Annotated in this window: 21 protein-coding genes and 1 pseudogene; 10 read left to right on the forward strand and 12 right to left on the reverse strand. The window is 58.5% G+C overall.

Features of this window, described 5'->3' with window-relative positions:
- Positions 1 to 26 precede the first annotated feature (26 nt).
- On the forward strand, positions 27 to 326 hold the full coding sequence (locus tag VCA57_RS20745; RefSeq protein ID WP_411187155.1) for a PilZ domain-containing protein: 300 nt from the start codon (positions 27 to 29) through the stop codon (positions 324 to 326).
- 63 nt (positions 327 to 389) lie between these two features.
- Here the strand turns inward: VCA57_RS20745 and VCA57_RS20750 are convergent, their stop codons facing one another.
- Positions 390 to 1,091: a VacJ family lipoprotein gene (locus VCA57_RS20750; RefSeq protein WP_411187157.1), complete on the reverse strand. Its 702-nt coding sequence runs from the start codon at positions 1,089 to 1,091 to the stop codon at positions 390 to 392.
- 223 nt (positions 1,092 to 1,314) lie between these two features.
- Here VCA57_RS20750 and VCA57_RS20755 point away from each other — a divergent pair, with 223 nt between their 5' ends.
- The gene (locus VCA57_RS20755) at positions 1,315 to 2,019 is read left to right on the forward strand and encodes an HAD family phosphatase (RefSeq protein WP_411187159.1); all 705 of its coding nucleotides are present in this window, start codon (positions 1,315 to 1,317) and stop codon (positions 2,017 to 2,019) included.
- 142 nt (positions 2,020 to 2,161) lie between these two features.
- The gene (locus VCA57_RS20760) at positions 2,162 to 2,428 is read left to right on the forward strand and encodes a DUF4404 family protein (RefSeq protein WP_411187161.1); all 267 of its coding nucleotides are present in this window, start codon (positions 2,162 to 2,164) and stop codon (positions 2,426 to 2,428) included.
- A gap of 46 nt (positions 2,429 to 2,474) precedes the next feature.
- On the opposite strand, the gene queF is transcribed toward VCA57_RS20760, so the two are convergent.
- The 5 genes from queF to VCA57_RS20785 form a co-directional block, all read right to left on the reverse strand.
- Positions 2,475 to 3,305: an NADPH-dependent 7-cyano-7-deazaguanine reductase QueF gene (gene queF / locus VCA57_RS20765; protein ID WP_411187163.1), complete on the reverse strand. Its 831-nt coding sequence runs from the start codon at positions 3,303 to 3,305 to the stop codon at positions 2,475 to 2,477.
- A 96-nt stretch (positions 3,306 to 3,401) separates the two neighbouring features.
- On the reverse strand, positions 3,402 to 4,100 hold the full coding sequence (pyrF, locus tag VCA57_RS20770; protein ID WP_411187165.1) for an orotidine-5'-phosphate decarboxylase: 699 nt from the start codon (positions 4,098 to 4,100) through the stop codon (positions 3,402 to 3,404).
- Between the two features lie 124 nt (positions 4,101 to 4,224).
- Positions 4,225 to 4,695 (reverse strand): DUF3291 domain-containing protein, encoded by a 471-nt coding sequence (locus tag VCA57_RS20775; protein WP_411187167.1) that lies wholly within the window; start codon positions 4,693 to 4,695, stop codon positions 4,225 to 4,227.
- 27 nt (positions 4,696 to 4,722) lie between these two features.
- Positions 4,723 to 5,670 (reverse strand): DMT family transporter, encoded by a 948-nt coding sequence (locus VCA57_RS20780; protein WP_411187169.1) that lies wholly within the window; start codon positions 5,668 to 5,670, stop codon positions 4,723 to 4,725.
- A gap of 52 nt (positions 5,671 to 5,722) precedes the next feature.
- Positions 5,723 to 5,956, reverse strand: coding sequence for a DUF1127 domain-containing protein (locus VCA57_RS20785; protein ID WP_411187171.1), 234 nt, complete (start codon positions 5,954 to 5,956; stop codon positions 5,723 to 5,725).
- Positions 5,957 to 6,053: 97 nt separating this feature from the next.
- Here VCA57_RS20785 and VCA57_RS20790 point away from each other — a divergent pair, with 97 nt between their 5' ends.
- Positions 6,054 to 6,908 (forward strand): LysR substrate-binding domain-containing protein, encoded by an 855-nt coding sequence (locus tag VCA57_RS20790; protein WP_411187173.1) that lies wholly within the window; start codon positions 6,054 to 6,056, stop codon positions 6,906 to 6,908.
- Here the strand turns inward: VCA57_RS20790 and VCA57_RS20795 are convergent.
- Positions 6,898 to 7,653 (reverse strand): sulfite exporter TauE/SafE family protein, encoded by a 756-nt coding sequence (locus VCA57_RS20795; RefSeq protein WP_411187175.1) that lies wholly within the window; start codon positions 7,651 to 7,653, stop codon positions 6,898 to 6,900. The two genes, VCA57_RS20790 and VCA57_RS20795, sit on opposite strands and share 11 nt — an antisense overlap.
- 105 nt (positions 7,654 to 7,758) lie before the next feature.
- On the opposite strand from VCA57_RS20795, the gene VCA57_RS20800 reads away from it, so the two are divergent.
- A complete protein-coding gene (locus tag VCA57_RS20800; RefSeq protein ID WP_411187177.1) occupies positions 7,759 to 8,715 on the forward strand; it encodes a LysR family transcriptional regulator in 957 nt (318 codons plus the stop codon).
- 150 nt (positions 8,716 to 8,865) lie between these two features.
- On the opposite strand, the gene efp is transcribed toward VCA57_RS20800, so the two are convergent.
- A complete protein-coding gene (gene efp / locus VCA57_RS20805; RefSeq protein WP_411187179.1) occupies positions 8,866 to 9,438 on the reverse strand; it encodes an elongation factor P in 573 nt (190 codons plus the stop codon).
- A gap of 46 nt (positions 9,439 to 9,484) precedes the next feature.
- A complete protein-coding gene (gene earP / locus VCA57_RS20810) occupies positions 9,485 to 10,618 on the reverse strand; it encodes an elongation factor P maturation arginine rhamnosyltransferase EarP (RefSeq protein WP_411187181.1) in 1,134 nt (377 codons plus the stop codon).
- Between the two features lie 360 nt (positions 10,619 to 10,978).
- Here earP and VCA57_RS20815 point away from each other — a divergent pair, with 360 nt between their 5' ends.
- The 4 genes from VCA57_RS20815 (at position 10,979) to VCA57_RS20830 (ending at position 14,989) form a co-directional block, all read left to right on the forward strand.
- Complete coding sequence (locus VCA57_RS20815; RefSeq protein ID WP_411187183.1) at positions 10,979 to 11,311, forward strand: YegP family protein; 333 nt, start codon at positions 10,979 to 10,981, stop codon at positions 11,309 to 11,311.
- 143 nt (positions 11,312 to 11,454) lie between these two features.
- Positions 11,455 to 12,126, forward strand: coding sequence for a COG3650 family protein (locus tag VCA57_RS20820; RefSeq protein ID WP_411187185.1), 672 nt, complete (start codon positions 11,455 to 11,457; stop codon positions 12,124 to 12,126).
- A 109-nt stretch (positions 12,127 to 12,235) separates the two neighbouring features.
- On the forward strand, positions 12,236 to 13,243 hold the full coding sequence (gap, locus tag VCA57_RS20825; RefSeq protein ID WP_411187187.1) for a type I glyceraldehyde-3-phosphate dehydrogenase: 1,008 nt from the start codon (positions 12,236 to 12,238) through the stop codon (positions 13,241 to 13,243).
- A 132-nt stretch (positions 13,244 to 13,375) separates the two neighbouring features.
- Positions 13,376 to 14,989 (forward strand): NAD(P)/FAD-dependent oxidoreductase, encoded by a 1,614-nt coding sequence (locus VCA57_RS20830; protein ID WP_411187189.1) that lies wholly within the window; start codon positions 13,376 to 13,378, stop codon positions 14,987 to 14,989.
- Positions 14,990 to 15,094: 105 nt separating this feature from the next.
- Here the strand turns inward: VCA57_RS20830 and VCA57_RS20835 are convergent, their stop codons facing one another.
- The 3 genes and pseudogenes from VCA57_RS20835 to VCA57_RS20845 form a co-directional block, all read right to left on the reverse strand.
- A complete protein-coding gene (locus tag VCA57_RS20835; protein WP_411187191.1) occupies positions 15,095 to 17,017 on the reverse strand; it encodes a methyl-accepting chemotaxis protein in 1,923 nt (640 codons plus the stop codon).
- 335 nt (positions 17,018 to 17,352) lie between these two features.
- Positions 17,353 to 18,447 (reverse strand): PLP-dependent cysteine synthase family protein, encoded by a 1,095-nt coding sequence (locus VCA57_RS20840; protein WP_411187193.1) that lies wholly within the window; start codon positions 18,445 to 18,447, stop codon positions 17,353 to 17,355.
- Between the two features lie 88 nt (positions 18,448 to 18,535).
- A pseudogene (locus VCA57_RS20845) lies at positions 18,536 to 18,934 on the reverse strand (DMT family transporter); the annotation flags it as partial.
- A gap of 73 nt (positions 18,935 to 19,007) precedes the next feature.
- On the opposite strand from VCA57_RS20845, the gene VCA57_RS20850 reads away from it, so the two are divergent.
- Positions 19,008 to 19,397 (forward strand): transposase (locus tag VCA57_RS20850; protein ID WP_411187195.1); only part of this gene is annotated, 390 nt, incomplete at its 3' end.

A 19,397-nucleotide genomic window follows, 5' to 3' on the forward strand; every position in this document is an offset into this window, starting at 1 on the left:
ACCCCCATCACAAGAGGAAAGTGCCCATGAGCCAAAATGATCGTGCTTACAGTGAGAAACGCGATTACATCCGCATGCGACTAGAAGCGCCGGTCACTTTGCACCATGGCGGCAAGGAAATTCCCGCTCTGTGCCTCGACCTATCCAGTACAGGCATGCAACTAGAAGCAGAAAGCACAGTCGAGATGGGCGACAAAGTGCGCATTCATATCGCGTCAGACCATAACGAGCTGCGTGGGCTTGATGCTCAGGCCGAAGTGGTACGCGTCACCACCCTGGACGATGGCCGGCAGGCGCTCGGGTTAGCGATCATATCCATGACGTGATCACGCCAGATAGCAAAAAGGCGGCCAATACAGGCCGCCTTTTTGCTATCTGGCTACAAACGATTAGAAGTCGTCTTCAACTTCACCATCACGCACTTTGAATTCGCGACTTTGCAGGTAAGCATTGCGCACAAAAATGTACTTGTCGCCGCTAACCAGGCGCTCAGCCTTAAGCAAGTTGGCCCGCAGGCTTACGGCCTCCACAGCGATCACCACGTTACGTGTCGGCACATGATCAATATACATCGGAGCCGTCATCAAACTGTCAGGCACTCGGCCGAAGGTATCGCGCACAGTGCTTGGCCCCAGCAGCGGCAACACCACGTATGGACCGCTACCCAACCCCCAAGCCCCCAAGGTCTGGCCAAAATCCTCATCACTGCGCTGCAAGCCCATCTTAGTTGCCACATCAAAGAAGCCGAGCAGGCCGAAGGTGGTGTTGAAGATCAGACGGCTGGTATCCACACCGGAATCATGCAACTTGCCCTGCAACAGGTTGTTAGCCAGGTTACTCACGTCGCCGATGTTACTAAAGACATTGCTGATGCCATCTTCCACAAATTGCGGCGTCACGGCCTGATAGCCCTTAGCCAGCGGTTTGAGGGTGTAGGTATCGACGTTGTCGTTGACCTTGAACATAAAGCGGTTGTAGCCCTGCCAAGGATCATCCTCAGCAGCTTGGGCCAATACAGGCAGCAATAACACACCGGTACAAGCAACCAGCAGACCCAATCGTTCAATCCAACTCGCACCGGTCACACGCATTACTGTCGCTCCTTGAAAATGTTCAGGCTGCCTATCGGCTACTACATCAGGTGGCGCAGTATAAAGCTGTGGCGGCCAAAATAGGCAGCATAGTGGAGGAACAAATACCTGCAAACTCTTGTCTTGCCACTCACAGTGCACTGACGACCCACTGAAACATAACCTTCATTATCACGTAATAAACAACCACTACCTTGGACGAGGCCATCGCCAAGGAAGCCCCATGCTGCCGCCCGCCCCCATGTTCGACGCCATATTGTTCAGTTTGTCCGGTTGCTTGGTGGATTTCGGCGCACGTACCGTACCGCTCACCCTGCAACACCTCTACCCAACAGCAAATGACTATAGCGGCCTGACGCAGAGCCTTGGTCGTGAACCACACCCCGAAGAATGGCAGGCATACCAGCAAGCACTCTGCGCTCTGGCAGAGCAACATGCCGAAGCCACCCCGGCAGCTCTGCCACTGCTTGAGAGCCTGAAGGGTCAAGGCGTGCCCTGCGCCTGGCTGGATGAATTACCGCGCGACGCCAGCACCTGTTTGGCAAGCGCTCTGCCAGACTGGCTGCACGGCATGCCCGGCCACAGCCATCGACCATGGCCTGCACCCGATGCCATTTGGCTTAGCCTTATGGCGTTGCAAGTTAATCAACTTGCCGGCTGCGTGTTGGTCAGCGGCGAGCCACGCCTGTTACAAGCTGCGCTAAATGCTGGCATTTGGACCATTGGCCTGGCCATCTGTGGCCCGCTTTGCGGCCAAGCCCCGGCAGACTGGCAGGCCCTACCGATGAGCGAGCGCGATCAATTGCGCAGCAAGGCAACGCTGAGCCTTTATCGACTGGGTGTGCATTCAGTGATCGATCAGCTCAGCGACCTACCCACCTGCCTGGCAGACCTTAGCCTGCGCCGCCACAAAGGCGAGAAGCCTTGAGCCCGACTGGATAAAGCATCAGAGCGCGCAGCTTGATCCAAAGCAAGCAAAGCCGGCGTGCTTGGATTACCCTGACCGCCTGCAGAACCTTTCGCCATGGCGTAAGGTCAGTTAACCAGACGATAAAAGAAGGGAGAATTTCATGCCTGCAAGCCGCCTGCAGCAACAACTGCAAAACCTACGAGAGCAACTGGCCGAACAGCCATCATTGACCGAAGAGGAGCGCGCTGAGTTGTTTGTGCTGACCCAGGAAATCGAACTGCAACTGGCCCGAGAGGCCGCAGCTGCACCTGACGCCACACTGGTCGACGGGGTCAACTTAGCGGTAGAGCGCTTCGAGGTCAGCCATCCGACCCTGGCAGGTACCTTGCGCAACATTGTGCAAAGCCTGGCCAACATGGGTATCTAACTTACCCAACGCTAACCAAACCCCAGCACCTCGCTGGGGTTTTGCGTTACTGGCGCGCCAAGCGCTGATTATCCGGCCTGATAGGCCCTGTGCTGCGATAGGGGTTGATATCCAAACCGCCGCGCCGCACGTAACGCGCATACACCGTCAAATGCTCAGGCTGAAGCAGCCGCTGCAGGTCGAGAAAAATCCGCTCGACACACTGCTCGTGAAAATCCGCATGCTGACGAAAGCTCACTAGATAGGCCAGCAGGCTGGCGTGATCCAGTGCCAAGCCACGGTACTGCACCACCAGCGTGCCCCAATCCGGCTGGCCAGTAACCGGGCAGTTGGACTTGAGCAAATGACTGTGCAAGCTTTCCTCAACCACACGCACAGCATCACAGCGCAGCAACTCAGGTTGCGGCTGCGCATAGTTGCTGATGCTCACGTCCAGCTCATCAATGCAGGTACCGGGCGCAGGCATCACACCCTCCGCAGTCACCTCGGCCAAGCTGCGCACACGCACGCCAACCGGCTTACCAGCCGCAACTGAAAGATCCGCCACCAGCACCGCTAGCAACTCGTCAGGCGTACTGAACACCGACTGGTTCAGTGAGTTGAGGTACAGCTTGAACGACTTCGATTCGATGATATTCGGCGAGTCAGCGGGAATCGCGAACTCGCCCATGGCCACCACTGGCTTGCCAGACGGCAGCAACCAGGACAGCTCGAAGCAGTTCCAGAAATCCACACCTTGATACGGCAACGTTTCGGCACTCAAGCCCAGCTCAGCCCATTTCGCCGCACGCGGGATGGGGAACAACAACGACGGTGTGTAGGTAGCAATGTATTCGCTGGATTTACCCAGTGGCGAATCTTCGGCGGCGGGATGCATATAGAGAAAACCTGGCTAGTCGAAACGCAGTGATTATTTAAACGGTTGAAACAGGCTCAGCTAGGCGCCAAACGCAGCGGCTAAGCTGCTTTGGCATCAGGCCAGTTCAGCCACGACCGCTGCCAGCGCCTGAGCCGGATTAGCGGCCTGACTGATCGGCCGGCCAATCACCAGATAATCAGAACCCACGTCCAATGCCTGACGCGGCGTCAGGATACGCCGCTGGTCATCCTGAGCGCTGCCGGCAGGACGAATCCCCGGTGTAACCAACTGCAACGCGGGATAAGCCGCCTTCAATGCCTGCGCTTCCTGCGCCGAACACACCAGGCCATCCAAACCGGCTTGTGCGGCCAGCCCAGCGAGGCGCAGCACCTGCTCCTGCGGCTCGATATCCAGGCCAACACCGGCCAAGTCGTCACGCTCCATACTGGTTAGCACAGTCACGCCGATCAGCAGCGGCTTGGCACCGGCGAGTTTATCCAGGGTTTCGCGGCAGGCCGCCATCATGCGCAGACCGCCCGAGCAGTGCACATTGACCATCCACACGCCCATCTCCGCCGCCGCCTTGACGGCCATGGCCGTGGTGTTGGGAATGTCGTGGAATTTCAGGTCGAGGAACACCTCAAAACCCTTCGCCGCCAGCACGTTGACGATCTCCGGCCCGCAACGGGTGAACAGTTCCTTACCGACCTTGACCCGACAGAGCGCAGGATCGAGCTGATCAGCCAATGCCAGTGCGGCATCACGGGTCGGGAAATCCAGGGCAACGATAATCGGGGTCTGGCAGGCGGACATGGGCGGGCTCTCGGGCAAGACAAATTCGGCGCGCATTGTAGCGGATGCGCCGCAGGCTTGCCGCCCCGGTGATCCGCCTCTCTCGCTCACGACTGAAACGGAACGCAAAAATCATGAGTTGCGGTTATTCGCCAGGCTGAACCACAAGTGCATCCGGCGGCGCAAATGCTTGACGAAAATTGAACGCTTCTGCGCTCGCACCTTGCTCGTGCAGCAGAGCCAGACGCTCGGCCGCCTCAGCAACTGACGGCTGGTGCCCCGCCGGCACCCACCACAACACCATATGCGCTGCGCTGACCTTGCTGAACCATTCCTTCCGGCGCTTGAGCATTTCGCGATGGGCAGACTTGTACACGTAATCGCTGAGCGCTTGCACATCGCGCCACACAGATAAATTCACCAGCACATCGTTGCCAAACGGACGCAACGCCGTGGCATCGCCCGCCTCGTCCTGCAAGCGCCACACATAACCTGGTGAAGCTTCAGCCAACGCATTGATACGCTGCAAATTGGCGACAAAGTCGGCCATGCTCGGCGACTCCAGCGGGGCCTTCATGTTGGCAATATTCAGCTGTGCGAGTTGATAGATGGACACCAGTGATTCTCCTTGTGGGTAATCCCGTTACGGCAAGTGCCGCTCGGCATAGCGCCTAGCAATCAACTGCCGACGCAGCCAGACATGGTTGCTGACCAGCACAATCCCGAGCAGCACCAGCAGCGCCCCGACGACAAAACTCAGGCTCAGGGGCTCATCAAGAATCAGCACGCCAAAGCTCACGCCAAACAACGGCGTCATAAATGAAAATACCGCCATGTTCGACGCCAGGTAACGCCGCAACAACCAGAACCAGGCCAGATAGCTGAAAAAGGAAACCACAACACCTTGCAGTAACACACTGCCGATACTTACTGGCGTCCAGCGAATAGGCCCCAGTTGGCCGGTCAAAACGGCATAGCCCAGCAACAGCACAAATGCCACGCAGAGTTGATAGAACAGGGTCAAGGTTGGCGGTGCTTCGGACAACCGCGAGCTGCGCACCACCACCGTGGTTGCGCCCCAGGCCATGCCGGCCAACACCCCCAAGGCATCACCCAGCAATATCTGCCGGTCTAGCGCCGCCCAGCTCAGGCCTGCGCCAAACGCAACGGCTATGCCGCTAAAACACAGCACGATGCCCAGCCACTGCAACATCCGCAGACGCTCACTCGGCACCAACAGATGCAGGCCAAGCGCCGAGAAGATCGGCGCGGTGTAGAGAAACACTGCCATATGCGACGCTGAGGTGTACAGCAAGCCATAGGCGATAAAAAAGAACTCTAGGGCAAACAACGCGCCAGCCAGCACACCGCCACGCCAGGTAGCACTCAACCAGCCCTGCCAGTCGCGATGCCAGAGCATCAACGCGCCCACTAACAACGCGGCGATCCCCGAGCGCAGCACCACCTGCATCAACGGCGCAATATCTGGCGCAGCCAGTTTGAGCGCGACCTGCTGCATACCCCAGATCGCGCACAGCAACACCATAAACTGAAACAGAAATGCATCAGTTCCCTTACGCACAGCACTCATGCGTGCCCCTTATTAACCGCCGTCATACAACTCCCTGCCGAAATGGATCATCTCAACGCGCTTGCGGATCATCCCAGAATGGCCGCTCGCTCTCCTGCATCACATCGCCACGGCTCAGCCCGATATCCTTCAATGCCGCATCATCGAGCATGGCCAAACGCCGGCGCTGTTCAGCCAACTGCCACCAGCGACGTAGTTGCAGAGCAACTGCACGCAGTATTTCAAGCGGCCGCCGGCCCCGTAACCGAGCGCTACTGGCTAACACATAACCTTTCTGACTTTTCATCTCGTCGCCCTCCTTGTGGGGTTGGCGACAGTCTCGCGCTCGGCTTATGATCAATCCAACGAATGTTTCTTATGCATTACATCTCGGAGATTGATGCATGGCCAGTTACCCAAGTATCGACAGCGAACTGCTACGCACCTTTGTCGCCATTGCTGATCACGGCGGTTTTACCCGCGCCGCAGAAATGGTCAACCGCACCCAGTCGGCCGTGAGCATGCAGATGAAGCGCCTGGAGGAAGACGTGATGCAACGCGCGTTATTCCTGCGCGATGGCCGCCAGTTCAGCCTAACCGCTGAAGGCCAGTTACTTCTGGGTTATGCCAGGCGCATTCTAAAGCTGCATGCCGAGGTGATGAACAGCATGCGCGAGCCGCATATGGTCGGCACCGTACGCATCGGCACGCCGGATGATTATGTGATGCGGTTTATGCAAGGCATTCTGGTGCGCTTCGCCCAGTCCTATCCGCTGGTGCAGGTGGAACTGCACTGCGAGCCGTCCTTCCAGTTACTGCAACGTCAAGACCTCGACCTCACCATCGTCACCCGCGAGCCGGGCACCGAGATCGGCCAATTGTTACGCCAGGAACACTTGGTCTGGGCGCAGGCCCGCGACGCCAACCTGCATGAGCTGGAGACCCTACCCCTGGCCATGTTCAACTCCCAGTGTTTCTGCCGCTCCTGGGCCAGCAATGGCCTGAATGCGCTGGGGCGCAACTTCCGTATTGCCTACACCAGCCCCAGCCTGTCAGCGATCATGGCGGCGGTCAGCGCTGGCCTGGCCATTACCGCCCAACTGCAAAGCCTGATCACTCCAGATTTGCAGATTATTGGCGAGGCCGAAGGTCTGCCCACTCTGCCCTCGGCCAGCATCGTCCTGCTACGCAACAGCAATACACAAACCCAGGTCACCGAAACCCTGGCCGAGCAGATTGCCGAGGGTTTCAGACTTTAAAAGCGAGCAATACCGCACAGAGCAGCAGAAAGCCGGCAAACAGCCCACGCAAAACTCGCTCGGGCAGCGCATGTGCCAGCTTCACGCCCCAACTGATGCTCAGCAAACCACCAATCGCCAGAGGCGCGCCCAACATCCAATTGACGTGACCATGCGCAGCGTAGGTGGCCAAGGTGACCGAGGTACTCGGCACTGCCAGCGCCAGGGACAAGCCCTGCGCGACTACTTGGCTGGTGCCAAATACCGTGGTCAACACCGGCGTCGCCAGCACCGCACCGCCAACCCCGAACAAGCCACCAAGCAAACCGGCACCACTGCCGAGCAACATCAGCCAAGGCCAGGGATAACGCAGCCCCACCGATAGCAGCGCAGGCTTGCTGTACAGCCTCGAGACGTTATAGACAGCCAGTAACACCAGGAAGACCACGAATCCCAGGCGCATACGATCTGCATCAAGAGTGACAGCCCACCCTGCGCCAAGCACAGCCAACGCCAAACTCGGCACGGCCAACGCCAGAGCATGCCGCCACTCGATACGGTTACGCTGGTGATAACGCCACAGCGCCAGCAGCACATTGGGCACCACCATCACCAGCGCCGTGCCTTGGGCCAGTTGCTGATCCAGACTAAACAGCACACCCAGCGCCGGAATAGCGATAAGCCCACCACCGATGCCAAACAGACCGCCTAAGGTGCCAAGGGCAAGCCCGAGCATCAGGTTCAAGGCAAAATCGAGCACAGTCATCAGCGGTCTCCACGAATAAGCCGCACAGCCTAGCCACTCGCGACTGGTAGCGAAACGCACAGCAACGCACAATGGCTGTGCTTAAAACGCATAGCCGAGCCCAATATGAACCCCGATAATCTGACCGAGCAACTCAGCCTGTTTCTTGACGTACTGGACACCGGCAGCTTTTCCGCCGCCGCCCGTCGCCATCCGCTGACGCCTTCAGCGGTCGCGCGGCGCATCGATGCGCTGGAGCGGTCGCTGGGCAGCAACCTGTTCAGTCGTAGTACCCATGCCGTGCGCGCCACCTCGGCGGGCCTGGCCTTTGCCGAGCGCGCCAAACGCATCCTCGCTGAGCTGCACCTGGCCCGCGCCGAAGCCGTGTCGCTGAGCAGCGCCCCCGAAGGGCTGATCCGTATTGATGCCCCAACACCATTCGGCCGGCGCCACCTGGCCCCAGCCATTGCCGAGTTTCTGGCTGCCTACCCGGGCCTGGATGTGCAACTGCGCCTGATCGACAGCTTCGTCGACCTGCATGGCACCCACCTGGGCGAAGTCGATCTGGTGCTACGCATCGGTCCGCTGGCCGATACCCGCCTGGTTGCCACCGCGTTATCACCGATGGTCCGCGTGGTGTGCGCCAGCCCTGAATACCTGGCACGCCACGGCGTACCGCGCAGCCCAGTGGAGCTGTTGGAGCATGACGGCCTTGACTGGGACAGCCTGGCCCCGCCGTTTGCCTGGCGCTTCGAGCAGGACGGCAAACTGCAACTGTGCCGCCCCAAGCGCCTGCGCATGACCGCCAATAATGCCGAAGCACTGCTGTTTAGCGCCCTCGCCGGTCTAGGCGTCGCCCACCTACCAACCTGGCTGATCAGCGATTACCTGCTGCGCGGCGAGTTGCTGCCGTTGTTTTGTGAAAACGGCCTACCCGCACCGGAGCCCAGCGGCATTTACGCCCTGCGCCTGGAGCGAGAAACCGATTCGCGCAGCCGTTTGCTGCTGGAGTTCCTCAAAGCCCGCTTCGGCCCGGTTGCGCCCTGGGACCTGGCCCTGCAGAGCGGCCTACAGCGCAACTAAAGCCAGGCGAAAAAATCGCAGACAGAAAAATGATCTGGAATCATTTTTAGCATCGCGCAGCGACAACCCAAAGGAGGTCCGCATGGATGGCTGGCCATAAAAAAGCCCGACTCAAGGTCGGGCTTTTGCATCTCGCCGTTAAAGCCAGTCTTAGACTGGAGCTTTAGCGCGGGACTTGTACTCGCCGGTACGGGTATCGATTTCGATCCAGTCGTCGATGTTGCAGAAGTCTGCAACCTTAACTTCAGTACCGTTGCTCAGCTTGGCTGGCTTCATCACCTTGCCGGAAGTATCGCCACGGGCGGAACCTTCGGTGTAAGTGATCTGGCGAACGATGGTAGTTGGCAGGTCAACCGAAACCACTTTGCCTTCGAAGAATACAGCTTCGCAAACGTCGGTCATGCCATCGACGATGTACGGCATTACGCTTTCCAGGTCGTCTTTGTTGAGCTCGTACTGGTTGAACTCTTCGTCCATAAAGACGTAGTTCGGCTCGCTGTAGTACGAGTAGGTCACGTTTACGCGGTCGAGGATAACCGGTTCAAGCTTATCGTCAGCCTTGTACACGGTTTCAGTCGAGGAGCCACTCAGCAGGTTCTTCAGCTTCATTTTAACGATGGCGCTGTTACGACCGGACTTGGTGAATTCGGCCTTCTGGATCAGCCAAGGCTGGCCGTCGATCAGGGCCACACTGTTGGGCTTCATTTCTTGTGCGGTTTTCATACGAATATCCGGGTTTGGATGGAGTTACAAAATTCTCGGCCGCGTATCATAGCCAATTTAGGTAAAACTGCACCAGCGCCGCAGCAAGATCGGCCTGTGAAGCCCGTTGCAGACACCACTGCTCAGCGTGCTCCGACTGCTCTGGCCAGCTTTGCAGCAGTAGATTCCAACTTTCATCGACCGCCTGCCCGGTATTCCAGGCATGCCATAAGGCAGTCAGCGCCGACTGCGCCTCTGCCGACAAACCCTCCTTGTACAGCGCCAGAAACGCATCAAGCTTTTCCAGGTGCGCATTATCTGCTTGCTGATAGATATGCCAAAGCAGCGGCCGCCCGGCCCATTGCGCACGGATAAAGGAATCCTCACCGCGCACCGCATTGAAATCGCAGCACCATAACAGCCGGTCGTACTGATCCTGCTGCATAAACGGCAGCACCTGGATATGCAGTTGGCCACGTTGACGCCTATCGCCCACCTGCAATGCCGCGCCGCCGAGCCAAGCCTGCAAACTGCTCAGGACGCGCCCCTCAGGCACGAGTAATTGCGTGACCTGTGGGCCGATAGCCAAAGCGCTCAGCCAGCTAGCCAGCGACTCATTCTCATAGGCAAACAGGGAAATCAGTCGCGCGCCGGCAACGGGCGCAACACCCAGACTGCGCAAAAACCTGTGGCGGGCAACTTCATCAGCCTGCAAAGCGTGGCGCAGATCCAACAGCTCACGCTCACGCAACAAACCGCCACTGCCCGCAGTAAAACCTGGAAAGAAGAAGAACTTCGACAGCCCGTTGGATTGCAACGAAGGCAAACCATGACAGCCCTCCACCCAATCCTCGGCACTCAGGTATTCCAGGTTAAGCCATAGCACTTTCTGCTCGCGCCCCGCCATGGCGGCGATATAAGCCGCAGGCAAGGCACAGGCAAACGCCTCAATCACCACATCCGCCGGCTCGACCGTTGGCCAATCAAGCGGCCAGGCACGTACTTCAACGCCCTGCTGCACCTGGCTTAGCAACTGCGCATCCGCCTGCGGGCATACGCGCACAAACGCCCCGAGGTCATCCACCCACAACCGCACCGCCAAGCCATGCTCGGCCACCAACTGCCGAGCCAAGCGCCAGGTAACCCCTATATCGCCGTAGTTATCGACAACACTGCAGAAAATATCCCAAGTCGCGCGCATGCACTGCTCCGTAAAATGCCGTGCACACCATAAAGGCAGCCAAGCCGTCTGCAAACGGCAGAAACGCAAAATCCCGAAACCAAGTCGGTTTTTGCGCAAAGCCATATAACGCTCAAACCGTATACAGCGCACCGCGCTGTAACCGTCAGTGCGCAGGCCGTCTGGCCTTCAAATCCTACGATCTAGTGCAGCAAAACGGTTATATCAGATCTGTTTGAGGCCTACGCCTAGGACCATTCAGCAATTCGCGTGGTGCAGGTTAGGAGCTCAAGTCGTTGCTATGCTCTTGTCCGTCGATAGCCGCATAGCGTTGCGCTGATCGCTGCTCTACCTCGTCCCTATTACTCAATGGAGGTCGCCATGGCTGGTTGGTATGAACTGACAAAGAACGAGAAAGGCCAGTTCTTTTTCGTATTGAAAGCAGGCAATGCAGAAGTGATTTTGCGCAGTGAGCAGTACGAAAGCCGCGCAGCTGCCGAAGGTGGGATTGTCTCAGTGCAGAAAAATGCACCCGACGATGGGCGTTACGACCGTAAGGATGCCAGCGATGGGCGTTTTTACTTCAATCTCAAAGCGGCCAACCATCAAGTAATTGGCACCAGCCAAATGTACAAAGCAGCAAGCAGCCGTGATGGAGGAATTGAGTCGGTCAAGACCAATGGTCCCTCAACAACTATCAAGACAAACAGCTAAGTACGCTGGCACGTCAATCGTGGCGTTAATGCCTTTGATTGACGTGTCTAACCCCGCCAAACATGCGCACACTGATAGATCGCGCACTCTTGTGGTACGCCAGGGCACTCGGTAACGTGGGCGCACTTTTCAGGAGTGTCACGATGCGTTTCAACCGCCGTTTTTGCTTTGCCTTGTTACCGCTGCTTGCCAGTTGCCAAGTGTACACGGATAAACCCGCCGACCCCGAAATGCTGCAGACACGCCTGCAGGGTGAGCTAAGCCTGAACGCTGGCCAGTTACTCTTTCGCCCCTGCCAAGAACAGCGCCAATTTATCCTCAAGGACAACGGCGCATCTGGGCTGAGCAGTGATGCCAACACGCTGTTCAGTAATGGTCACAGCAAGCTCTATGTAGACATGCGCGGCCAGCTACAGGCTAACGCGCAAGCCGGCATCGATGGCCAGTTCGTACCGAGCCAGGTGTACCGCGTACAGGCTGAAGGCAATGCCTGCAATGACATCAATTACGCCCGCACCCTACTGCGCGCCAGCGGCCATGAACCGGACTGGAATATCGCCGTTAGCAATCAAGGTTTGATTCTCAACCGCTCCGGTCAAGAACCTCAGGCGCTGCCTTACCTGGAAGAGCAGTTACCCGAAGGCCGCATGAGCCTCAGCAGCGAAGCCAATGGTCAGCGCCTGGAACTATGGGTCGCCAAGCAACGCTGTGTCGACAGCATGAGCGGCACAGTGCAGCACATGAGCGCTGAGTTGCGCATAAATGGTGAAGTACTGCGTGGCTGTGCTTATCTCGGCGGCGCGCGCAACGACTAGCAACTAGACACATGGGCAAACACACAATGCGCAGAGAGCTGAGATAGATCAGCCCACCGCTGGACGATTGGCCTAAGCTGACAGTGAAGTCAGCCAAAGGAAAATTACTATGCTGCGCATTGCCATCAATGGATATGGACGTATCGGTCGCTGCCTGGTGCGCGCGTTGTTCGAGCGCAAGCTGGAGCAGCAAATTCACCTCACCGCCATCAATGACTTGGGCGAGCAAAGTACCCTCGCCCACTTGACCAGCTTTGACTCAACCTTCGGCCGTTTCCCTGGGCACATCAGCCTGGACGGCGATGTACTGCAGGTAAATGGTCACTCGATCCAACTGCTGCGTGAACGTGAAGTGGCCAACCTGCCCTGGCGTGAGCACGCGGTTGATCTGGTACTCGAATGCACCGGCAAGCTGAAAACGCGCACCTTGGTCGAACAGCACATCAGCGCCGGTAGCCCACGAGTGCTGCTCTCTCACCCACTTGATAGCGCCGATTTGACCGTGGTTTACGGGGTTAACCATCAACTGCTGGGCGATCAGCAGATCGTCTCCAATGCCTCTTGCACCACTAACTGCCTGGCACCACTGGCCAAGGTGCTACATGAAGCGGTAGGTATTCGCCAGGGGCTGGTCAACACCATCCACTCCTACACCAACGACCAGAACCTGCTGGATAAAACCCACAGCGACCTGTATCGCGCTCGCGCCGCGGCGTTATCGATGATTCCCACCAGCACCGGTGCAGCCAAGGCCATCGGTTTGGTGATGCCAGAGCTAATTGGTCGCCTGGATGGGTTGTCGATACGCGTACCGACGCCCAACGTATCGCTGGTCGACCTGACCTTTACCAGCGAACGCCCAACCAGCCGTGAGGCGATTAACGCCGCGCTGCAACAGGGTGCCGCGCAGTTGCCGGCTGGGGTGATGGAATGCAATGAGCTGCCGCTGGTGTCTAGCGACTTCAACGGTTACCCGGTGTCCTGCGTGGCCGACCTCAACCACACCCGCGTGCAGGGTGATCTGGTCAAGGTATTGGCCTGGTATGACAACGAGTGGGCCTTCGCCAACCGCATGCTCGATGTGATGCTGGCCTGGGTGAAGCCCGCAGCACGTTAGACCTCATATCACCGCAAGCCGCCCCAACAGCCGTTCGCGCTGACGGGGCGGCGCTGGCCGGGTAATCGCAGGTATAATCGCCGCCTTTTACACCTTGCCGGGTTGCCTCCGGCCCTGATTGTGGACCGCCCCATGCTACGCATCACCGAACTCAAGCTGCCGCTCGACCATGCAGAAGAGGCCCTGCGCCCGGCCATCCTGCAACGTTTGAACATAGCCGACGACGCACTGCTCGACTTCACCTTGTTCAAACGCAGCTACGACGCGCGCAAAAAATCCAGCGAGATGCACTTCATCTACACCGTCGACTGCAGCCTGCGCGATGAAGCCGCCTTACTGGCCAAACTCAGTGACGACAAGCACATCAGCGTCACCCCAGACATCACTTACAAGCCGGTTGGCCAAGCAGAGAACCTTGCCGAGCGCCCAGTGGTAGTAGGCTTCGGGCCTTGTGGGATTTTTGCTGCACTGATTCTTGCTCAAGCCGGCTTGCGCCCAATCGTGCTGGAGCGCGGCACTGAGGTGCGCCAGCGCACCAAAGACACCTGGGGCCTGTGGCGCAAGAATGTGCTCAACCCAGAGTCCAACGTGCAGTTCGGCGAAGGCGGTGCCGGTACGTTCTCTGACGGCAAACTCTACAGCCAGATCAAAGACCCCAAGCACTACGGGCGCAAAGTGCTGCATGAGTTCGTTAAAGCCGGCGCGCCGGAAGAAATCCTCTACGTCAGCAAGCCGCACATCGGCACCTTCCGCCTCACCGGCGTGGTTGCCACCATGCGCGAAGAAATCAAAGCGCTGGGCGGCGAAGTACGTTTTCAACAGCGCGTCAGCGATGTGCTGATCGAAGACGGTCAACTGACCGGCGTGGTACTCGATAGCGGCGAACAGATTCACAGCCGCCAGGTGATCCTCGCGTTAGGCCACAGCTCGCGCGACACCTTCCGTATGCTGCATAAGCGCGAGGTATTTATGGAGGCCAAGCCGTTCTCGGTGGGTTTCCGTATCGAACACCCGCAGGGTCTGATCGACCGCGCGCGCCTAGGCAAATACGCTGGCCACCCGAAACTCGGCGCGGCGGACTACAAGCTGGTGCACCACGCCAAGAACGGCCGCTCGGTCTACAGCTTTTGCATGTGCCCCGGTGGCACGGTGGTAGCAGCGACCTCGGAACCGCATCGCGTAGTGACCAACGGCATGAGCCAATACTCACGCAACGAGCGTAATGCCAACGCCGGCATCGTCGTTGGCATCACCCCCGAGCAGGATTACCCAGGCGGCCCGCTGGCTGGCGTCGAGTTACAAGAACGCTTGGAGTCGCAAGCCTACCTGCTCGGCGGCAGCACCTACGAAGCACCGGGGCAACTGGTTGGCGACTTTATCGCCGGCAAACCGTCGACCGAGCTGGGCAGTGTCGAGCCGTCCTACAAACCAGGCATCAAGCTAGGCGACCTGGCATTGGCCCTGCCGGACTTTGCCATCCAAGCCATCCGCGAAGCCCTGCCGGCTTTCGGCAAGCAGATCAAAGGTTTCGACCTGCATGATGCGGTACTCACCGGCATCGAAACCCGCACCTCCTCACCGCTGCGCATTACCCGTGGTGCGGACATGCAAAGCCTCAACGTACGCGGGCTTTACCCAGCAGGTGAAGGTGCCGGTTACGCTGGCGGTATTCTGTCGGCGGGCGTTGACGGTATTCGTGTGGCCGAAGCGCTGATTCGCGACATGCTCGGTATCGCCGAAGCTTGAATGCAAAACGCCCCGCACAGGCGGGGCGTTTTCTTTGCAGCGTCGAGTTGACTACAGCAACGCTGTATCAGCTAACGCTGGCGCACTTAATGCGCCACCTAGCACCTAGATGCGGAAACGACTAACCATCATCTGCAACTGATTACCCAAGCGGGCCAGTTCTACAGTCGCGTGGGCGGTCTCATCGCTGGCGCTGGCGGTCTGTTCGGAAACGTCGCGCACGCTGATGATGCTGCGGCCAATCTCTTCAGCCACCGCGCTTTGCTGTTCAGCGGCCGCGGCGATCTGCTGGTTCATCGACTGGATATTCGACACCGTACGGGTGATGCTTTCCAACGAGCCACCGGCACGGCGGCTTAACTCAACACTGCTGCCGGTCAGCTCGTAACTGCTCTGCATGCTGCTGGCCACCTGCTGGGTACCCAGCAACAGGCCTGCAACCAGCCCCTCGATCTCCTCGGTGGACTTCTGCGTACGCTTAGCCAAACCACGCACTTCATCGGCGACCACCGCAAAGCCACGCCCTGCTTCCCCTGCACGGGCCGCCTCAATAGCGGCATTGAGCGCCAACAGGTTAGTTTGCTCGGCCACCGCCTTGATTACGTCGACCACACTGCCGATCTTGTCGCTTTCTTTCTGCAACGCGCGCATGGCCTCGGTGGAGCGACTCACTTCACTGGCCAAGCGTTCAATCTGATCAATCGCCTCATTCACCACCCGGTCACCGTCTCGCGCTTCAGTGTCGGCAAGCGTTGCAGCCTCGGAGGCCTGCTCGGCGTTGCGCGCCACTTCCTGCACCGTGGCAGACATTTCGTGCATGGCCGTGGCCACTTGATCGGTCTCATTTTTCTGGTTGTTAGCCCCGGCGCTGGTCTGCGCGGTAACCGCCGACAATTCTTCGGCAGCGCTGCTGATCTGGCTGACGCCATCGCGAATACCACCGATCAACTCACGCAACGTGCTACCCATGCGCTGCACACCTTGCTGCAACACACCAAGCTCATCACGGCGGGTCACTGCTATGCCAGGCGTCAGATCACCTGCGGCAATGCGCTCAACTTCGGCCAGGGTTGCTTGTAGCGGGCGGGTGATCTGACGGGTAATCAGCCAGGCAGCAAGCACACCCAGCAACAGCGCCAGCAAGGTGGTACCGAGCTGCACGTTACGTGCGCTGGTGCTTTCGTCCGCCAGACGACCAGTCTGGAAGCTATAAAGCTGTTCGCTGATCTTGAGGATTTCAGCGCCCTGCGCGGTCATCTCCTGGCGCGCCTGAGCAATGGCCTTAGTAGCACTGCGCAGCGCTACGGCGGCATCGCGGTATTGCTTCAGAGTGCGTTCAACTTGCGCGATAGCTGCTTGCTGCGTGCCGTCGAAGGCCCTCGCTAGGTCAGTCAAACCCTCACTGATCGCCTCGACGCCACGCATCATCGCCTGCTCACGTTCAGGATTGGCGTTATCGCTGTAGGCGTTGACCAGCCCCTGCAATGTCAGCAAGTCCACACGACTCTCGCTGACGGCCTGGAACTGACTAAACCGCTGCGGATCGAACTCAGGTAACTGCAACACCGCGTCGTTGATCCGCAGGAGTTGCTCGATGCCATCACGGGCACCTTGCTTCAGAGCCGTCTCGGCCGTATTGGCAGCACTGTAGGCCTCACGCATAGCGTTCAGGGATAGCTGATAGGCATCGTTGACCGCCCCCTGCTGCTTGAGTAGCGCAACATTGACTGGGTTTTTAAACGAGGCTTGCAGCGCTTGCTGCTGGCTAAGGTAAGCCCCCAGGGTCGACTGCAGACGTTCACTGCTGGCTTGGTCGCCATCGGCAATCATGTACTGCAAGCGAGCAATACGCAGGTCAGTGAGCGTGCTATTGAGGTGGGTGATTTCGGTCATCCAGGTAGCGCGCTGGATCAAGCTGCCCAGGCCGGTCCAGCCGGTCCATGCCATAAGCACAGTAAGCGCGAGGACCGCGCCAAACCCCACTAGCAGCTTGCGGGTGACACTGATGTTGCCAAACCAGGTATTCATAGATGTACATCTCCAACTAACTTTTGAGAGCCAATTCAGCAGCTGGAGTTGTTTTTGTAACAGCGCGTCTGGGCAAGGCTGCCGAGTACTCGGCAAAGGTGCAACGAATCAGCCTGCAGCCACCCGATTAGCGGCGAAGCACGCCGCAATGAGCGGTCAACGATTACGCAGACCAGCCCAGCAAGACGACAGCACAACTTGGATCGTCACATTTCAAGCGCCAAGCAATCAACAGAAGGCAGGTGATTCCAGGGATTTGGCCCGTGCTCCAAAATCAGCGCGCAGAGATTGTCGATATCAGCAGCCTGGGCCCGACGAATGCGTAGGTTATCCATCTAGCCCCCCAACACAGATAACTCACCCGGCAGCGAGACGCCCCGCTCAGCACAGTCGGCCACCGCTGCGATTAACGCAGTCAGCTCGAAGCCCTGAGCGTGCAACCATGCGTCATCGTAATAGGTGGTGGCATAACGCTCGCCGCTATCACAGAGAATCGTCACCACCGAGCCGGACTCCCCCGCCGCCACCATGCGCTGCGCCACCAACAATGAGCCGATCAAGTTGGTGCCACTGGAACCGCCCACCCGGCGACCCAAACGCTGCGCCAGGTAGTGCATAGCCGCCAGCGACCAAGCATCCGGCACCTTGCACATGGCATCGATCACCGCAGGCAAAAAGGACGCCTCGACCCGTGGCCGGCCGATGCCTTCAATGCGTGAGCCACAGTCCAGAGTCAGACTGGCATCGCCGCTGCGGTAATAGTCATAAAACACCGACCGCTCGGCATCGGCGCACATCACCTGGGTGCTGTGGCGGCGATAACGCACATAGCGCCCAAGCGTGGCCAACGTGCCACCCGTACCGGGGCTGGAAACCAGCCAGCGTGGCTCGGGGAATTGCTCGCTGCGCATCTGCTGGAAGATCGATTCGGCAATATTGTTGTTGGCGCGCCAATCAGTAGCGCGCTCGGCGTAGGTGAATTGATCCATAAAATGCCCGCCGGTTTCACGGGCCAAACGCTCGGACTCGGCATAAATCTGCGTCGGGTCACTCACCAAATGGCTCTGCCCACCATAAAAGGCGATCTGCGCGATCTTCTCCTTCGAGGTACTGGCCGGCATCACCGCAATAAATGGCAAGCCCAACAACCGCGCAAAATACGCTTCAGAAATCGCCGTAGAGCCGCTGGAGGCTTCAATTACCGGCGCACCCGGTTTAAGCCAGCCATTGCACAACGCATAGAGAAACAGCGAACGCGCCAAACGATGCTTGAGGCTGCCCGTGGGATGACTGGACTCATCCTTGAAATACAGCTCGACGCCCGGCAAGCCCGGAAGCGGCAAAGGGATCAGGTGGGTATCGGCGCTACGCTGAAAATCCGCCTCAATGATGCGGATAGCTTCACCCGCCCAGGTTCTTGAATCACTCATGCCTTCTTCCCCAATTTTTAGTATCTCGCGAGCTAGAGCGAGGCCACTTTTAAACCAGCATCGCCGACGCGCAGCAGACTCAACTTCCTTAATCCAACACGCCCGCCGGCATCACACGGGGGCCACGCCACTGGCTCAGCAGCACCCCGGTGAAGACCAATGCGGCAGCGAGCATCTGCATGGCGTTTAAGCGCTCACCCAGCAGCAGTATGGCGAATAGCAAGGTGAATACCGGGATCAAATTGCTAAAGCCCGACGCCTGACTGGCCGGCATACGGCTAACGCTGAAGTTGTACAGCCCGTATGCGCCTACGGTAACCAGAATGCCCAGGTAAACCACTGCGCCAATCCCCATCGGGCTGATGCTGCTCGGCAGCGGCGCACTGAGCAACGCCAATGGCAGGAAGAAGATGGTGCCGACAAACGCCACCATGGCCGTCAGCAGAAAAGCCGAATACCGCGCCGAGAGGTGCTTGAGCAACAGGGTGCTGTTAGGGAAGGTCTGAAAAAGACTTCCTGATTTTGGCAAAATACCCGGATTTCACCCGCCGAGTTTTCCGATGAAGCAGATGACCTTCGCCGACGCCGAGTACGCCGGTAAGCGCAAGCAGACCCGCAAAGAGTTGTTTCTGATCGAGATGGATCGGGCAGTGCCGTGGAAAGGGCTGATCGCTTTGATCGAACCGCATTACCCCAAGGGTGAAGGCGGCCGGCCGTCCTATCCGCTGATGGCGGTGCTGCGGGTACATCTGATGCAGAACTGGTTCGGCTACAGCGACCCGGCGATGGAAGAAGCGCTGTACGAAACGACCATCCTGCGCCAGTTTGCCGGGCTGAGCCTGGAGCGTATTCCTGACGAAACCACCATCCTCAACTTCCGTCGTTTGCTGGAGAAACATGAGTTGGCTGCCGGCATCCTGGCAGTGATCAATGGCTACCTGGGTGACCGG

This window comes from Pseudomonas sp. (assembly GCF_046581935.1).
In the GTDB taxonomy this organism is placed as follows: Bacteria; Pseudomonadota; Gammaproteobacteria; order Pseudomonadales; family Pseudomonadaceae; genus Aquipseudomonas.

Excerpts from the sequence above, each read along its gene's own strand:
- VCA57_RS20745 (WP_411187155.1), top strand. The coding sequence starts at position 27 with ATGAGCCAAAATGATCGTGCTTACAGTGAGAAACGCGATTACATCCGC.
- VCA57_RS20750 (WP_411187157.1), bottom strand. The coding sequence starts at position 1,091 with ATGCGTGTGACCGGTGCGAGTTGGATTGAACGATTGGGTCTGCTGGTT.
- VCA57_RS20755 (WP_411187159.1), top strand. The coding sequence starts at position 1,315 with ATGCTGCCGCCCGCCCCCATGTTCGACGCCATATTGTTCAGTTTGTCC.
- VCA57_RS20760 (WP_411187161.1), top strand. The coding sequence starts at position 2,162 with ATGCCTGCAAGCCGCCTGCAGCAACAACTGCAAAACCTACGAGAGCAA.
- queF (WP_411187163.1), bottom strand. The coding sequence starts at position 3,305 with ATGCATCCCGCCGCCGAAGATTCGCCACTGGGTAAATCCAGCGAATAC.
- pyrF (WP_411187165.1), bottom strand. The coding sequence starts at position 4,100 with ATGTCCGCCTGCCAGACCCCGATTATCGTTGCCCTGGATTTCCCGACC.
- VCA57_RS20780 (WP_411187169.1), bottom strand. The coding sequence starts at position 5,670 with ATGAGTGCTGTGCGTAAGGGAACTGATGCATTTCTGTTTCAGTTTATG.
- VCA57_RS20785 (WP_411187171.1), bottom strand. The coding sequence starts at position 5,956 with ATGAAAAGTCAGAAAGGTTATGTGTTAGCCAGTAGCGCTCGGTTACGG.
- VCA57_RS20790 (WP_411187173.1), top strand. The coding sequence starts at position 6,054 with ATGGCCAGTTACCCAAGTATCGACAGCGAACTGCTACGCACCTTTGTC.
- VCA57_RS20795 (WP_411187175.1), bottom strand. The coding sequence starts at position 7,653 with ATGACTGTGCTCGATTTTGCCTTGAACCTGATGCTCGGGCTTGCCCTT.
- VCA57_RS20800 (WP_411187177.1), top strand. The coding sequence starts at position 7,759 with ATGAACCCCGATAATCTGACCGAGCAACTCAGCCTGTTTCTTGACGTA.
- efp (WP_411187179.1), bottom strand. The coding sequence starts at position 9,438 with ATGAAAACCGCACAAGAAATGAAGCCCAACAGTGTGGCCCTGATCGAC.
- earP (WP_411187181.1), bottom strand. The coding sequence starts at position 10,618 with ATGCGCGCGACTTGGGATATTTTCTGCAGTGTTGTCGATAACTACGGC.
- VCA57_RS20815 (WP_411187183.1), top strand. The coding sequence starts at position 10,979 with ATGGCTGGTTGGTATGAACTGACAAAGAACGAGAAAGGCCAGTTCTTT.
- VCA57_RS20820 (WP_411187185.1), top strand. The coding sequence starts at position 11,455 with ATGCGTTTCAACCGCCGTTTTTGCTTTGCCTTGTTACCGCTGCTTGCC.
- gap (WP_411187187.1), top strand. The coding sequence starts at position 12,236 with ATGCTGCGCATTGCCATCAATGGATATGGACGTATCGGTCGCTGCCTG.
- VCA57_RS20830 (WP_411187189.1), top strand. The coding sequence starts at position 13,376 with ATGCTACGCATCACCGAACTCAAGCTGCCGCTCGACCATGCAGAAGAG.
- VCA57_RS20835 (WP_411187191.1), bottom strand. The coding sequence starts at position 17,017 with ATGAATACCTGGTTTGGCAACATCAGTGTCACCCGCAAGCTGCTAGTG.
- VCA57_RS20840 (WP_411187193.1), bottom strand. The coding sequence starts at position 18,447 with ATGAGTGATTCAAGAACCTGGGCGGGTGAAGCTATCCGCATCATTGAG.